General features: G+C 50.5%; 16 protein-coding genes. 9 read left to right on the top strand and 7 right to left on the bottom strand.

From position 1 onward, the window contains the following. Positions 1–125: 125 nt before the first annotated feature. Complete coding sequence (locus AC27IB_RS05860) at positions 126–1,370, top strand: EAL and HDOD domain-containing protein (protein ID WP_296051482.1); 1,245 nt, start codon at positions 126–128, stop codon at positions 1,368–1,370. A gap of 6 nt (positions 1,371–1,376) precedes the next feature. Here AC27IB_RS05860 and AC27IB_RS05855 read toward each other — a convergent pair whose 3' ends face one another. From AC27IB_RS05855 to ftsY, 4 genes are read right to left on the bottom strand one after another with little or no spacing between them, the layout of a single operon-like run. Continuing rightward, positions 1,377–1,961 (bottom strand): acyl carrier protein phosphodiesterase, encoded by a 585-nt coding sequence (locus tag AC27IB_RS05855; protein WP_296051487.1) that lies wholly within the window; start codon positions 1,959–1,961, stop codon positions 1,377–1,379. Positions 1,962–1,972: 11 nt separating this feature from the next. Next, the gene (ftsX, locus tag AC27IB_RS05850) at positions 1,973–2,953 is read right to left on the bottom strand and encodes a permease-like cell division protein FtsX (protein WP_296051489.1); all 981 of its coding nucleotides are present in this window, start codon (positions 2,951–2,953) and stop codon (positions 1,973–1,975) included. Then, the gene (ftsE, locus tag AC27IB_RS05845) at positions 2,950–3,633 is read right to left on the bottom strand and encodes a cell division ATP-binding protein FtsE (protein WP_296051491.1); all 684 of its coding nucleotides are present in this window, start codon (positions 3,631–3,633) and stop codon (positions 2,950–2,952) included. Before ftsE ends, ftsX begins: the two co-directional genes overlap by 4 nt. A gap of 54 nt (positions 3,634–3,687) precedes the next feature. Beyond that, the gene (ftsY, locus tag AC27IB_RS05840) at positions 3,688–4,980 is read right to left on the bottom strand and encodes a signal recognition particle-docking protein FtsY (RefSeq protein ID WP_487119568.1); all 1,293 of its coding nucleotides are present in this window, start codon (positions 4,978–4,980) and stop codon (positions 3,688–3,690) included. Between the two features lie 105 nt (positions 4,981–5,085). On the opposite strand from ftsY, the gene rsmD reads away from it, so the two are divergent. Continuing rightward, on the top strand, positions 5,086–5,685 hold the full coding sequence (gene rsmD / locus AC27IB_RS05835) for a 16S rRNA (guanine(966)-N(2))-methyltransferase RsmD (protein WP_487119566.1): 600 nt from the start codon (positions 5,086–5,088) through the stop codon (positions 5,683–5,685). On the opposite strand, the gene AC27IB_RS05830 is transcribed toward rsmD, so the two are convergent. Together AC27IB_RS05830 and AC27IB_RS05825 are read right to left on the bottom strand one after the other, a co-directional pair. Beyond that, on the bottom strand, positions 5,682–6,263 hold the full coding sequence (locus tag AC27IB_RS05830) for a YjaG family protein (protein ID WP_487119564.1): 582 nt from the start codon (positions 6,261–6,263) through the stop codon (positions 5,682–5,684). The genes rsmD and AC27IB_RS05830 overlap by 4 nt on opposite strands. A gap of 47 nt (positions 6,264–6,310) precedes the next feature. Further along, a complete protein-coding gene (locus AC27IB_RS05825) occupies positions 6,311–6,907 on the bottom strand; it encodes a YhgN family NAAT transporter (RefSeq protein ID WP_296051504.1) in 597 nt (198 codons plus the stop codon). A 119-nt stretch (positions 6,908–7,026) separates the two neighbouring features. Here AC27IB_RS05825 and AC27IB_RS05820 point away from each other — a divergent pair, with 119 nt between their 5' ends. Then, entirely contained in the window at positions 7,027–7,209 is a 183-nt protein-coding gene (locus AC27IB_RS05820; RefSeq protein WP_296051506.1) for a helix-turn-helix domain-containing protein, read from the top strand. A 25-nt stretch (positions 7,210–7,234) separates the two neighbouring features. Here the strand turns inward: AC27IB_RS05820 and pepB are convergent, their stop codons facing one another. After that, positions 7,235–8,512: an aminopeptidase PepB gene (gene pepB, locus AC27IB_RS05815; protein WP_487119561.1), complete on the bottom strand. Its 1,278-nt coding sequence runs from the start codon at positions 8,510–8,512 to the stop codon at positions 7,235–7,237. A 32-nt stretch (positions 8,513–8,544) separates the two neighbouring features. Here pepB and sfsA point away from each other — a divergent pair, with 32 nt between their 5' ends. From sfsA to panB, 6 genes are all read left to right on the top strand, one after another. Next, entirely contained in the window at positions 8,545–9,249 is a 705-nt protein-coding gene (gene sfsA, locus AC27IB_RS05810; protein ID WP_487119559.1) for a DNA/RNA nuclease SfsA, read from the top strand. Between the two features lie 212 nt (positions 9,250–9,461). Continuing rightward, entirely contained in the window at positions 9,462–9,911 is a 450-nt protein-coding gene (dksA, locus tag AC27IB_RS05805; RefSeq protein ID WP_070174721.1) for an RNA polymerase-binding protein DksA, read from the top strand. Between the two features lie 118 nt (positions 9,912–10,029). After that, positions 10,030–10,950, top strand: coding sequence for a tRNA glutamyl-Q(34) synthetase GluQRS (gene gluQRS, locus AC27IB_RS05800; RefSeq protein WP_487119556.1), 921 nt, complete (start codon positions 10,030–10,032; stop codon positions 10,948–10,950). Positions 10,951–11,043: 93 nt separating this feature from the next. Then, the gene (gene pcnB / locus AC27IB_RS05795) at positions 11,044–12,333 is read left to right on the top strand and encodes a polynucleotide adenylyltransferase PcnB (RefSeq protein WP_487119740.1); all 1,290 of its coding nucleotides are present in this window, start codon (positions 11,044–11,046) and stop codon (positions 12,331–12,333) included. Continuing rightward, positions 12,323–12,838 (top strand): 2-amino-4-hydroxy-6-hydroxymethyldihydropteridine diphosphokinase, encoded by a 516-nt coding sequence (folK, locus tag AC27IB_RS05790; protein WP_296049669.1) that lies wholly within the window; start codon positions 12,323–12,325, stop codon positions 12,836–12,838. The genes pcnB and folK overlap by 11 nt, the downstream gene beginning before the upstream one ends. Before the next feature lie 35 nt (positions 12,839–12,873). Beyond that, complete coding sequence (gene panB, locus AC27IB_RS05785) at positions 12,874–13,671, top strand: 3-methyl-2-oxobutanoate hydroxymethyltransferase (RefSeq protein WP_487119554.1); 798 nt, start codon at positions 12,874–12,876, stop codon at positions 13,669–13,671. Positions 13,672–13,676 lie beyond the last annotated feature (5 nt).

The raw sequence follows: 13,676 nt of genomic DNA, 5'->3' as shown, positions 1-13,676 counted from the left end.
GGCCTGCAGATTGCCCCGGATCCGTTTATTTTAAATAACTAAAGATGGATCAAAGGTTAACCATCGGTTAAAGTTTGTATAGGCCTGTTGTAAAGGCCAACTGTATTACAAGGATAATTACTTTAATGTTCGCATTTATCGCTCGCCAGCCAATTCTAGACCGGGAGAAGGACGTTTTCGGTTATGAGCTGTTGTTCAGAGATGGCAAATCCGGCGCCTACCCTGTCCATGATAATGATAAGAGCCGCTATATTGCGGAGCATTTTCATACTCTGGGGTTGGATGATATTTGTGGTGACAAGACTTCCTTTATTAATTTTCACAGCGATACGCTGATTGCCGGTCTGCCTGCCACGCTTAACCCTGATACAGTGGTCATTGAGCTGTCTGACTATCCGGCCCAGCAATCGGCTCTGGTTGACGCCTGCAAACACGTAAAACAGCTCGGATTTAAACTGGCCATAGACGATCCGGCGATGATAAGCGGTCAGCATTCCATTTTCCCGCTTATCGATATCCTTAAAGTGGATGTGCACAAAGCCAATTACAGTGTTATCGAACAAAACATCCCCCGTTTTTTGCAATCCAGTATTCAACTGGTAGCAGAGAACGTGAATAACCACGACGACTTCGTTGTTTGTCGTGATCTCGGTTTTGATTTATTCCAGGGTTACTTCTTTGCCACTCCGGAAAAAACCACCCAACGCCAGCTGCCAGCCTCCAAAATGAACCTGGTCGACCTGATGGGCGAGAGCGCCAGCTCTCAGTTTAATCTGGAGCGAATTAACCAGATCGTCGAACGCGATGCGGCACTGTCATTTTTACTGCTCAAATTTATCAACAACCCCACTATCAACAAGCGCTACAAGATTACGTCATTAAAACACGCGCTCAACTATATGGGTGAGGTTGAAATTAAGAAGTTTATAGCGTTGCTGTCACTGGCCCACCTGGGTGACGAAAAGCCGCTTGAACTGTTACATATGTCGTTGGTGCGGGCTAAGTTCTTTGATTTGCTGGCTCAGGAGCGAGGGCTCCACTCCGATCCTCCCATCGGCTTTTTGATTGGCCTGTTCTCCTTACTTGATGCTCTGCTCGATCAGGAAATGCCGGATATTTTGCGCCAGCTACCGCTGACCGACGAAGTTAACGATGCACTGCTGTGCAAATCAGCAGAATTCAACCACTACATGAAACTGGTTCGTGCCTTTGAAGGGGCGCTGTGGATGAACGTGATCCGCGAGTCCAGAGAGCTCAACATCGATCAGAAGTACCTGCATAGCTTGTATAATCAGGCTATTGTTTGGGGCAACGGGGTGCGTAAAACCATTTCGTCCTACTTCCCCAGGAAGATAGTTTCCAACAAGTAAGATAGCTCACGCTTCTGCTCCGTGCTGCCGCACAGCGGCCATCAACTGCGGGAAAAATTCCAGAAAGGTTTGCTCAAACACGGCGTAGTTGCGGTGTACTTCGTTGATACTACCGTGAAATCCGTGCTTAAATCGAATCCGGCTGGCTGTGCGTTCAAGGGCACGGTCTACCCCTTGCAACTGAGTGTAGGTATCCAGCCAACGATGAGTCAGCATGCTGTTGATCATTCCCTGCATTGCCTCGGGCATAATGCTAACGCGCTGCGCCAGACAAGCGTAAGCCGTATGGCTGAACTCACTAAAATGCTGTTCGCTGTACCGCGACCAGTGTTTAATTAAAAAGTGATCAAACAGTACATCCAGAATGATGCCGGCAAAGCGCCTGCGCTCAGCGGATACCTCGCCGCGAGCGAGTCTGACAACGTTATGAGTATCGGTAAATTTATCCACAAAGATATGATTGGCCACACCGGCTCTCACCCCTTCAGAGTAAGCGCTAAGATCCACACCGCGACGAAAATCCCCCAACAAATTACCAAAACAAGAGTCGGCGGTAGGTTGGGCTAAAAACAAATGGGCCAGGTAATTCATAACAAGCGAGTTTACTGGGGCTCAATTTCCCGCACGTGCCGCTGCACCGAAATCAACGAGCCCACCAGTCCCAGCATCACCGATAAGAACAGCATGGTCAGCAACGCCGAGCCGGTAAGACCGGTTATATGGAAAGACTTGTCGTACAGACTCGCAAAGGCCTGAATACTGCTGTCCATCCACCACAGAATAATAATGACCGCCATCCAGGCAATGACGCCGCCCAGTAATCCGTACCAAAAGCCGGTATACAGAAAAGGCCGGTGAATAAATCCGTCGGTGGCGCCCACCAGCTTCATTACCAGGATTTCATCGCGCTTATTGAGAATGTTCAGACGAATGGTATTCCCGACAATCAGGATCACGGCGATAAACAGCAGCACGCCGATAATTGTCACCAGTTCGGTAGCTATTTGCAGAAAGCCGTAGAGCCTTTCAAGCCATTCAATGTCCAGTTTGCCCATGTCTACTTCCCGCTGACGCTGAAGTTTCTCCAGCAACATCTGAGCAGCGGTTGGCGCAGTATGTTTTTCTCCCGGGGTTACCAGCACTACATCCGGTAGCGGGTTCGCTTCAAGGTATTTAACCGCGTCACCCAGGCCGGATAGCTGTTTAAACTCTTCCAGCGCATCATCGGCCGGAACATAAACCACCCGCTCAATCTCCGACCAGGTTTGCAGGCGGGTAAGCAGTTGCTGCGCTTCGGCAGCGCTGGTCTGGTCTTTGAGGAACAACGATATTTCAGCCGCTTGCTCCCAGCCCGCACTGATTTTTTCAGTGTTCTTGACCAGAATATACAACGTGCTGGGCAGTGTGATACTTAACCCCAGCACGCCGATGGTCATCAGCGAGGCAGCGGGTTGCCGCCAAAGTTCACCCAGGCTGCCAAGCGCCTGGCGAATATGATTAACGAAAAACATCACAAACCGTTGAGCAATATTGATTTTACGCTCGCTGGCCCCCTGACTGCGACCTTTAAATAAAATACTCATAGGCCTTCCTCGCCGTCGGTTAAACCATCGGTGATCATTTTGCCGTTTTTAAGTGTCAGTGTACGATAGCGCATGCGGGCGATGAGACCCAGATCATGGGTGGCAATGAGAACAGAAACGCCAGCCTGGTTGAAGTCTTCAAACAGACGCACGATCTCCATGGATAATTTCGGATCAAGGTTACCGGTAGGCTCATCGGCGAGTAGCAGCGGCGGCTTATTCACCACAGCCCGGGCAATGCCCACCCGCTGTTGTTCACCGCCAGATAAGGTGATCGGTAAATTACGAGCTTTGCTACGCAGGCCTACCATTTCCAGCGCGGCATCCACCCGCTTGGCAATTTCCTTATGGCCGTATCCCTCAATCACCAGTGGCAGCGCCACATTATCGAATACCGTTTTATCCATCAGTAACTGATGGCTTTGAAATATCATGCCGATATCGCGCCGAATGTAGGCAATCTGACGGCGCTTGATAACGTTGAGGTCGTGACCATTAATCAGCACCTTGCCCACGGTGGGGCGTTCCATAATGCTGATCAGTTTAAGCAGCGTACTTTTACCGGCACCGGAATGCCCGGTCAGAAAAGCCATTTCGCCCTGGGCTATGTGAAAGTCGACTTTAGACAGCGCTCGCTGGCCGCCGGGATAGGTTTTGCTTACCTGCTCAAATCTGATCATCAAGGATCCTGACTATTCTGTCTGTTGTTTTTATTAAGGTTAACCAATACCAGATTAACTTTTCTCACCCTCACTGAACAGCGCATCGATAAATTCGTCGCCGTTAAATCCACGCAAGTCGTCAATCCCTTCACCCACCCCGATATATCGGATAGGAATACCAAATTTATCCGCAATAGCAAAGATAACACCGCCTTTGGCTGTACCATCGAGCTTAGTGAGAGTAATACCGGTAAGACCTACGGCCTGTTTAAACAGTTTAGCCTGACTAATGGCATTTTGACCGGTGGCGGCGTCTACCGTGAGCATCACTTCGTGGGGCGCATCCGGGTTAAGCTTTTTCATGACCCGCACTACTTTTTTCAGCTCTTCCATCAGGTTGTCTTTGTTTTGTAAGCGACCAGCAGTATCGGCGATAAGAATATCACTGCCCTTGGCTTTGGCTGACTGCAATGCGTCGTAGAGAACTGATGCACTATCTGAACCGGTAGGCTGAGCAATCACCGGAATATTGTTGCGCTCACCCCACACTTGCAATTGTTCTACCGCCGCCGCCCGGAATGTATCGCCAGCGGCCAGCATCACTTTTTTACCCTGCTGTTGAAACTGTTTAGCCAGTTTGCCAATCGTGGTCGTTTTACCTACGCCGTTAACACCAACCATAAGAATAACAAAGGGTCCCTTTGATTTATCATGGTTCGCGATAACCTCTGGCAGCGGCTGCTCCACGGCATTGAGCATTGATCGGAGTTGCTGCTTGAGCAATTCGTAAAGGGCATCACCGTTTTTCAATTGTGAGTGCTTGGCACCTTCCACCAGGCGATCGATGATCTTCTGGGTGGTATCCATGCCTACATCGGCAACCAATAGCTGGGTTTCAAGCTCTTCATAGAGTTCATCGTCAATGGCCTTTCCGCGAAACAGACTGACAATGCCACTGCCCAGATTCGCTTTGGTGCGTGACAAACTGTCTTTAAGACGACCAAAGAAGGATTTCTTCTCGGTGACAACCGGCTCAGCAACAGCCGGCGCTTCAACCTCATCTGGTACCGGGGTGGTTTCAACGACAAGCTCTGGCTCGGGCTCAGGTGCTACTGGCGTTTCAGGCGTGACTTCCACTTCTTCAGAGACGTTTTCTGGCTCAACGGGTAACGGAGTTTGTACAGATTCTGCAGGAGAACTTTGCGCTGCCTCATTGGCAGCATCAGGCGCTGACGTTACCTGCTCTTCCTCAACAATAACCGCTTCGCTATTGTCGGTGGTGTCTTCCTGTGTGGGGGGCGTTGCTGGTTCTGGTGTTTTATTTTCATTTTTATTTTTGTTAAACCAGCCAAAGAGTTTAGACATTGTGTTGACAATTCCTTACTGAGAAACCGCTTTGTGCGGTAAACTACTGAATATTAATTTAAGCGTGCTGCTTTGTTTCAGCACATAATACCATCGACTGGCATAATGAATCGAGTAGCAAAACCATCCTCACGCCACAACAAAAAAAGTGGCAGCGTTCGCATTATCAGCGGCCAGTGGCGCGGTCGTCGATTACCGGTATTGGATGCTGAAGGTTTACGGCCAAGCACCGACCGTACCCGGGAAACACTGTTCAACTGGCTCATGGCCCATGTCCAGGGCAGCCGGGTACTCGACGTGTTTGCCGGTTCCGGCGTGCTGGGACTGGAAGCTTTATCTCGCTATGCCAGCGAAACCGTGTTTATCGAAAAACATGCGCCAACCGCCAAACAGTTGAAAACCAACCTGGATACATTAAAAACTGAAGCTCAGGTTCACTGTAACGATGCGTTGGCGGTAATTCCAACGCTTAGTACACCCTTCGATATTATTTTTGTTGATCCGCCTTTCGGCCATGACTTGGTCAATCCTTGCCTGGCCGCCTTGTATAAACACCAGTTGCTGGCCACAAACGCCCTGATTTACGTTGAGCAGGAAATCAATGCCCCGGCATTGTCTCTGCCGCCAGGTTGCCAGGTCACTAAGCAAAAGCAAACCGGGCAGCTGACGTATTGTCTGCTCGAGTATGCCGGCACTGCCGCCTAAGCATTTATCTCCAGACCGATATTTGTTATTCCTTCGCTGGCGGCAATCGACTTCAGCGTCGAGACTTTCTGCGTCATGGGCGCTCTGCTCGTTACTGCATCAAGCAGTTCCTGCTGCGTGGCGATTTCAAATTGCATCAGCGGATGTGTTTTGACATCCTCATCCGTCGCCTCACCGGTAGCCAGTAAGTAGGCTTCCACGCTGCCCTGGGACAGCTTACTCACCACCACTGCGCCATGGGGATCAACTTTCATTATAAGATTAATCGCCGAGGACATGGCTATAGCCGCATCCAGCGCAGGGTACACACCAAAGGAATCATAATCGCTCACATCCGGTGTCGCTTCTTCGACCTTTTCCAGTTGCGTGGCAAAATTGATTTTACTTTTAGGGCTGCACAAAGACTCCCAAATAAGGTCCAGGCACTTCGACAGAGTATCGGGCTCGGCAAACTCAGTCAGCTCACAAAAGAGCTGATAATTAGGCACCATACGCTGTAACAGTGCGGCACTGAAAGCAATCGCATCAGCGCCTTCCAAAGCCCTGACCTGGGCAAATGTTGAGAGTTTTGTTGTCAAGGTAACGCCTGCTTTAAATCTATAGCCATACAATTATGGGGCACATCTTAACCTACCTGAGAAAAATAAGTACCCACACCGTCTAAAAACATTTGGATCGCGATCATAACCAGGATCATCCCCATCAGGCGTTCCATGGCAGTTAGCCCGCGCTCGCCGAGGACCCGGTGAAAGGTGCCGGAGAATAATAATATGGTGGCACTTACCAGCCAGGATGCGCCAAGGGCCAGAGACCAGTCTCCCATTCGGTCAGGGCTCTGATTTGACAGCAGGATTAGTGCCGCCAGCGTCGACGGGCCGGCAATTAACGGAATCGCCAGCGGCACGATATAAGGTTCTTCGCCTGCAGCCAGTCCAAGCGGGCTGCCGCCGGCTTTGGGAAAAATCATTTTAAGAGCGATCAGAAACAGAATGATCCCCCCGGCAATGCTCACGGTTTCCTGTTTGACGTTCAAAAAGTCCAGTACGGCCTGACCGCTAAACAGAAAGACATAAAGAATGACCAGCGCGAATAATAACTCGCGGATCAGCACTACACGCCGACGCTTTGGCTCGATCATTTTTAAAACCGACATAAATATAGGCAGGTTGCCAAGCGGATCCATAATTAAAAACAACATCACTGCTGCTGACCAGGTATCCATAATGGTGGTATCTCCCCTCAAAACACAGGCAACATTTAACCTATGATTAAACTTTATTTCACAAATTTAGATTTTTGCGCTTTACTCTGTGTACCGCTATCACTATGCAGGTTGCATTTATGAGTTTAATGACAGTCCAGGAGGTTGCGAATTTTCTTAATGTTCAGGAAATTCGTGTTGAGCGTCTACAACGTGAGAGTTTGCTTGTAGCAAAGGAGACAGACGGTGACGGCAATCCCTTATTCGACTCTGATGAAGTAGAAAAATATAAAACATTAGCAGAAAGACTCGGCGGCATCTGACCACCACCGAGCCCCTGCAACAAACCTACTGGCCGATAAACGCAGCCAGTGTTCTGATCCCGGCCGCTGTGGCGCCTGCCGGCATTTCGCTGTTGGCGCTGCCGTGATAAGCAGCCGCTAAGTCCAGATGCAACCAACTGTCTGTTGGGCTAACAAAGCGGGATAAGAAGCCCGCCGCATTCGACGCACCACCTGCGCCACCGCCTTTTTGTGCGCGGCTATTAGCGGTATCAGCAAAGGCAGAAGGGCACTTCTCCTGATGCCAGGGTTGTAGAGGCAATGGCCAGAACAGTTCCTGCTGAAGCTCAGCTTCACTTAAAAACGACTGACTGAGCACCGGATTAAGACTGAATACCGCATGATAATCGTAGCCCAGCGCTACCGTCGCCGCGCCGGTCAGGGTGGCCGCATCAATGATGCACGCAGCCTCTGTCTCTGACGCCGCAATCAGACCATCAGCTAGTACCAGGCGCCCTTCCGCATCAGTATTCACAATTTCAACGCTGACACCGTTTTTATAAGTCAGTACATCGCCCAGTTTATAGGCATGGCCACTGACCAGGTTTTCAGCGCAGCATAAAAACAGCTTCACCCGTTTGTTGAGCCCCTGCATAATCGCCAGCCCCAGTGCACCGGTAACGGTTGCCGCTCCGCCCATGTCGCATTTCATATCCAGCATACCTTCGCTGGATTTCAGGCTATAACCGCCGCTGTCAAAGGTTATCCCTTTACCCACCAGTGCAAAGGCCACCGGCGCATCAGCATTACCAGAAGGATTATAGTCAAGCTCCAGCATGGCAGGAGGTCGCTCACTTCCACGTCCGACGTTATAAATCCCCGTCCAGCCCTCGGCGGCCAGTTGTTCTCCGCTGACCACCCGATAGGTCACTGCGTCGCCGTTTAATGATTGCAACCAGTCGGCGCTTTCCTGTGCCAGGCCCGCTGGAGACAGTTGCTCCGGAGTATCATTGGTAAGTTTACGGGTAAACATCATTGCCGTGACCTGGCGCTCTGCTTCGGCCCGGTCAGCATTATCACATAAAGTGACTTCACCCGGATTACGGGCCTTGGAGAAACTCATCACGAAGGTGACCTGATCAATCACCGACCATTCGCCACAGAGTGTGACTGACGGGATCCCGAGACTGTCTATTTGTCGTGCAGCTTTACGAATAGTGCGCAGGCGGTCTGCGTCATCCTTAATGTGGAGGGTAATTTCGTTTCCTGTCAGACTTACCAACGCCTTTTCTCCCCAGTGTGACGGGGCCGGATTGCTCGTGATCTTCACATTCATGTCAGTCATAATACTCTTTACTTTTATTGTCAGGTTTCTCTATGCAGTTTACTTCACCTTTGTTGCGCGGCACACTCCTGAAGCGCTATAAACGTTTTTTTGCCGATATATTACTCGACTCCGGCGAGGTTATTACCGCCCACTGCCCGAATACCGGGGCCATGACCGGCTGCGCCGAACCCGGCTTTATCGCCTGGGTGAGTCAGTCTGATAACCCAAAGCGTAAACTAAAGTTCACGTGGGAGCTGGCGGTCACCGCGCAGGGTGACTGGATAAGCGTTAATACGCACCGCGCCAATAAATTGGTTCAGAGTGCGCTGGAAACCCACGCTTTGCCGGGCGTTACAGACTATACCGAAGTAAAGCGGGAAGTCAGCCCGGCCGACTTTCATTCCCGGTTCGACTTCTGCGTCACCCGCACCGATCATACGCCTCTGTATATTGAAGTAAAATCTGTCACCCTGGCCCAGGGTGATGAAGGCTATTTCCCCGATGCCGTGACCAGCCGGGGGAAAAAGCATGCCGAGGAACTCGCCTTACTCGCCCAACAAGGTATGGCTACCAGTTTATTGTTCTGCGTTCAGCACAGCGGTATCAAAAATGTGCGTCTGGCCGAGCATATCGACCCTAAATATGCCACGGCTGTGCGTCAGGCAGCGGCTGACGGGGTGAACGTTTTTGCCGTAGGCTGCCAAATCAGCCAAGAAAAAATCACTATAAATCAGTCACTACCAGTTATTTTGTAAAAAAAGAGTTGATTTTTAGAAAATGGACGTCATATTTGCGCCTTGCTTAAACAAGCAGGTACCCTCGGGTGCAACCATGGGGTAAACAAACCAGCATCATGTTTACCTCGTCAGACATAGACACTTTACGTTGCCTGTACAATACTATTCTGTTATAGATATTTGTTTTATTTCAGGACATTTAGGGTGTCGTAGTGTAGGAGAAGTGACACATGCCAGCTGAGAAAGAAACCAAATCCCTTGGTCTTTTGGCACTTGCCGGGCTCACCCCGTATCAGCCAAAAGATGACGAAGAGTATATGAACGATGCTCAGATGGAGCATTTTCGTCAAATACTGAAAGCCTGGCGTAACCAGTTGCGTGAAGAAGTTGACCGCACGGTTACTCATATGAAGGATGAAGCAGCGAATTTCCCTGATCCGGTAGACCGCGCGGCGCAAGAAGAAGAGTTCAGTCTGGAACTGCGTACTCGTGACCGTGAGCGTAAACTGATCAAGAAAATCGAGAAAACCCTGAAACGTATCGAAGAAGACGACTTTGGATTCTGTGACCAATGCGGAATTGAAATTGGTATTCGTCGCCTCGAAGCACGTCCAACAGCCGATCTGTGTATCGACTGTAAAACCATGGCTGAGATTAAAGAAAAACAGCTTCAGGGATAATGATAATTGCCGGCCAGTGGTTCGATGGCTGGCCGGTACGTTATTGTTTGTTTTTTAATATTGTCCGATTTAAGCGGTTGTTTTCCCCGCGTCTTCCATTATCACGGTGTTTAACAACGTGACTCATTGTTCAGAACAGACTTACACCGGGCGTTTTGCTCCCTCTCCCACCGGGCCGCTACATTTTGGCTCGTTAATCGCTGCCTTAGCCAGTTTTCTTGATGCCAGAGCCAACCACGGTCAATGGCTGGTTCGCATGGAAGACATAGACCGTCCGCGGTGTGTGGAGGGGGCCGATGAGCGCATACTGGAATGTCTGGTTGCTCATGAATTAAGGTGGGATGGCGAAGTACGCTATCAATCCGAACAGTTAAATGACTACGAAAACGTGTTACAGCAACTCATAGCACAAAAGGCCCTGTATGCCTGTGAATGCACCCGCAAACAAATAAAAGCAACCGGCGGGGTTTATCAGGGCACATGTCGCGAGCGAGACCTGCCGCCCATGGGCAATGCGTTGCGACTCAAATGCGATCAGCCTGTTACCCGGTTTACCGATCAGTTGCTTGGCCCGATCACCATCAGCGATCCACATGCCCTCGAAGATACGGTATTGCGCCGTCGTGATGGCCTGCATAGTTATAACCTGGTGGTTGTGGTAGACGATATAGCCCAGGGCGTTAACCACATTGTTCGCGGCAGTGATTTACTCACCACTACCGCTGCGCATCTGACGTTGTATCGACAGCTTGGCAAAACACCGCCTTCTTATACACATATTCCGGTTGCAGCCACCTCGTCAGGGCGTAAACTAAGCAAACAAAATCATGCCCGGTCACTGGATAATCAACGCGCCCTGCAAAATTTGCAGCAGGCATTAAAGTTTCTCGGGTTTAGCGACATTGCCAACCACCATAACTCGATATCAGCATTACTTAATGCAGCGATAGCAGCCTGGCAGTATAATAAAATACCGAAAAGACATGAAATTATTGTCGACGGGGCAGAATCTACTTATCATGATGCCCCTGAGAGTTAAGGAGTAGTTACCATCATTACCCGCGTTCTGGACAAGATGAAACGCGCATTGAGTCGCGACAGTGAGCAAACACCGCTGATAGAAGGGGTGGTTATCCCTCGCGCTGAGCATGCAATATCCCGGGAAGACATCAGCGATAATGCCCTGAAGGTCATGTATCGCCTCAACAATGCAGGATTCTCTTCCTACCTGGTGGGTGGCTGTGTGCGCGATCTTATGCTGGGCCATAAGCCAAAAGATTTCGATGTCGTCACCAATGCCACGCCGGAGCAAATCAAAGGCCTGTTCCGCAACTGTCGCCTTATCGGTCGCCGTTTCCGCCTTGCGCACATTGTATTTGGCCGCGAAATCATCGAAGTCGCCACGTTTCGGGGTCATCATAATGAAGACCAGTCGATGGCCAAGCAGGATGAGCAAGGGCAACTGGTGCGGGACAACGTGTTTGGCACTATCGAAGAAGATGCCGAGCGTCGTGACTTTACTTTCAATGCCATGTACTACGATGTGGCTACGTTCTCAGTAACCGATTTTGCTAATGGTATCAGTGCGATTAAGCGTCGCGAAGTCGACTTAATCGGCGATCCGGAAGTACGGTATCGCGAAGATCCGGTCAGAATGCTGCGTGCTGTGCGCTTTGCAGCCAAGCTGGATATGACCATCAACCTGCGTACTGCTAAACCCATTTATGATTTGGCGCATCTGTTGTCAAACATTCCTCCGGCGCGCTTATTTGAAGAAATGCTCAAACTGTTTTTATCCGGTCAGGGTCTTAAGACTTTCCGCATGCTGCGTGAATATAACCTGCTGGAGCCGCTGTTTCCTATGCTCGGTAAGGTATTTTCAGCCGCTGACAGTAAAGAGATAGCGCTGATTGAGCGGGTACTGGTGAATACCGACGAACGGATCAACACCGGTCAGCGGGTTACCCCGGCATTTTTGATTGCCACACTCTTATGGTACCCGGTTGAGGAGCACGCCACCAAACTACAGTCTGAGGCGGGCCTGAACGCCCACGATGCGTTCAATATTGCCATGGGAGATGTATTACATCGTCAGTCCCAACGGATCATGATCCCCAAACGATTCAGTACCGTGGTACGGGATATCTGGCATCTGCAGCAACGACTGCCGCGACGTTTTGGCCGACGGGCATTCCAGCTGTTGTCACACCCCAAATTCCGCGCGGCCTATGACTTTTTGCTTGCTCGTGGGCAGACTGAAGGTGGGGAACTGCTGGAGCTGGCTGACTGGTGGACACAGTTTCAGGACGCAGCCCCAAACCAGCAAAAGAAAATGCTGAACACGCTGCGCCAGGAAGAAGGCGGAGCGCAGCGCAAACGCCGTCGTCCACGTAAACCTAAATCCGATAACCATGTCCAGTAAACATACCGTTTATATTGGTCTGGGCAGTAACCTGGGTGAATCGCTGAGTCAGTTAATCTCAGCTATCTGCGCGCTGCGTGAATTGCCGGACACTCAGGTTCAGAAGGCTTCCTCTTTTTACCAGAGTAAGCCGATGGGCCCGCAGGATCAGCCGGTGTATATAAATGCGGTTGCCCGGATCGCCACCCAGTTATCCCCCCATGAATTATTAGCGAGTCTGCAGAGAATTGAACATCATCACGGACGGGTACGAGAGGGGGAACGCTGGGGCCCACGCACCCTCGATCTGGATATTCTGCTGTATGGCAACGACACCATCAAAACCGATGATCTGGTTATCCCTCACATAGGCATGGCCGAACGCGAATTTGTATTGGTACCGTTATTTGAAATTGCCCCGGACATGATTATGCCGGACGGACTGCCGCTTTCAGTGTGGGTATCACGCTGCTCGCTGGACGGTCTCAAGCGCCTTGCCTCAATCAACGAGTCATCCACTCTTTAACGGCCAAGCGCCTTTATTGCATTGGGAGAATGCCCATGAAAAAAGTCACCATTTCGACACTCATAAAACAAAAACAACAGGGTGAAAAAATCACGGCCCTGACAGCCTATGACGCCAGCTTTGCCAAACTATTTGATGAGCAGGGTATTGATGTACTGTTAATCGGTGATTCGCTGGGCATGGTGTTACAGGGCCAGGACAGTACCCTGCCGGTTACCACTGCCGATGTTGCTTACCATACCCGCTCGGTCGCTGCTGGTGTGAACGCCGCTTTTGTTATTGCCGATATGCCGTTTATGTCTTATGCCACACCCGCCCTGGCTTATGAAAACGCCGCAGCCTTAATGGCCGCCGGTGCCAGCATGGTAAAACTGGAAGGCGGCGCCTGGTTATGCGAGACCATTACCGGTCTTAAGCAACGCGGTGTGCCGGTATGTGGTCACCTCGGCCTGACTCCGCAATCGGTGAATGTCTTTGGTGGCTTTAAAGTACAAGGCCGAGAAGAAGACAAAGCCCAACAGCTCATCGATGACGCGCTGGCGTTAGAAGCCGCTGGGGCGCAAATGCTGGTGTTAGAGTGTGTGCCCATACCACTGGGTAAAGCGGTCAGTGAACAGCTGAGCATTCCGGTTATCGGCATTGGGGCAGGCGTAGACACCGACGGCCAAATCCTGGTGATGCACGACATGTTTGGCGTTAGCGCCAATTATATGCCTAAGTTTTCTAAAAACTATCTTACCGAGACCGGTGATCTGCGCAAGGCTGTCGCCCTGTATATTGAACAAGTGAAAAATGGCCTTTTCCCGGGCCCCGAACATAGTTTTGAAAAATAATGCAA

It is taken from the genome of Alteromonas sp. 4NH20-0104, from assembly GCF_057547795.1.
Note: the sequence above shows the minus strand (reverse complement) of the source record. Positions and strands in the feature narration are given on the sequence as shown.

Excerpts from the sequence above, each read along its gene's own strand:
- AC27IB_RS05860 (WP_296051482.1), top strand. The coding sequence starts at position 126 with ATGTTCGCATTTATCGCTCGCCAGCCAATTCTAGACCGGGAGAAGGAC.
- AC27IB_RS05855 (WP_296051487.1), bottom strand. The coding sequence starts at position 1,961 with ATGAATTACCTGGCCCATTTGTTTTTAGCCCAACCTACCGCCGACTCT.
- ftsX (WP_296051489.1), bottom strand. The coding sequence starts at position 2,953 with ATGAGTATTTTATTTAAAGGTCGCAGTCAGGGGGCCAGCGAGCGTAAA.
- ftsE (WP_296051491.1), bottom strand. The coding sequence starts at position 3,633 with ATGATCAGATTTGAGCAGGTAAGCAAAACCTATCCCGGCGGCCAGCGA.
- ftsY (WP_487119568.1), bottom strand. The coding sequence starts at position 4,980 with ATGTCTAAACTCTTTGGCTGGTTTAACAAAAATAAAAATGAAAATAAA.
- rsmD (WP_487119566.1), top strand. The coding sequence starts at position 5,086 with ATGAATCGAGTAGCAAAACCATCCTCACGCCACAACAAAAAAAGTGGC.
- AC27IB_RS05825 (WP_296051504.1), bottom strand. The coding sequence starts at position 6,907 with ATGGATACCTGGTCAGCAGCAGTGATGTTGTTTTTAATTATGGATCCG.
- AC27IB_RS05820 (WP_296051506.1), top strand. The coding sequence starts at position 7,027 with ATGAGTTTAATGACAGTCCAGGAGGTTGCGAATTTTCTTAATGTTCAG.
- pepB (WP_487119561.1), bottom strand. The coding sequence starts at position 8,512 with ATGACTGACATGAATGTGAAGATCACGAGCAATCCGGCCCCGTCACAC.
- sfsA (WP_487119559.1), top strand. The coding sequence starts at position 8,545 with ATGCAGTTTACTTCACCTTTGTTGCGCGGCACACTCCTGAAGCGCTAT.
- dksA (WP_070174721.1), top strand. The coding sequence starts at position 9,462 with ATGCCAGCTGAGAAAGAAACCAAATCCCTTGGTCTTTTGGCACTTGCC.
- folK (WP_296049669.1), top strand. The coding sequence starts at position 12,323 with ATGTCCAGTAAACATACCGTTTATATTGGTCTGGGCAGTAACCTGGGT.
- panB (WP_487119554.1), top strand. The coding sequence starts at position 12,874 with ATGAAAAAAGTCACCATTTCGACACTCATAAAACAAAAACAACAGGGT.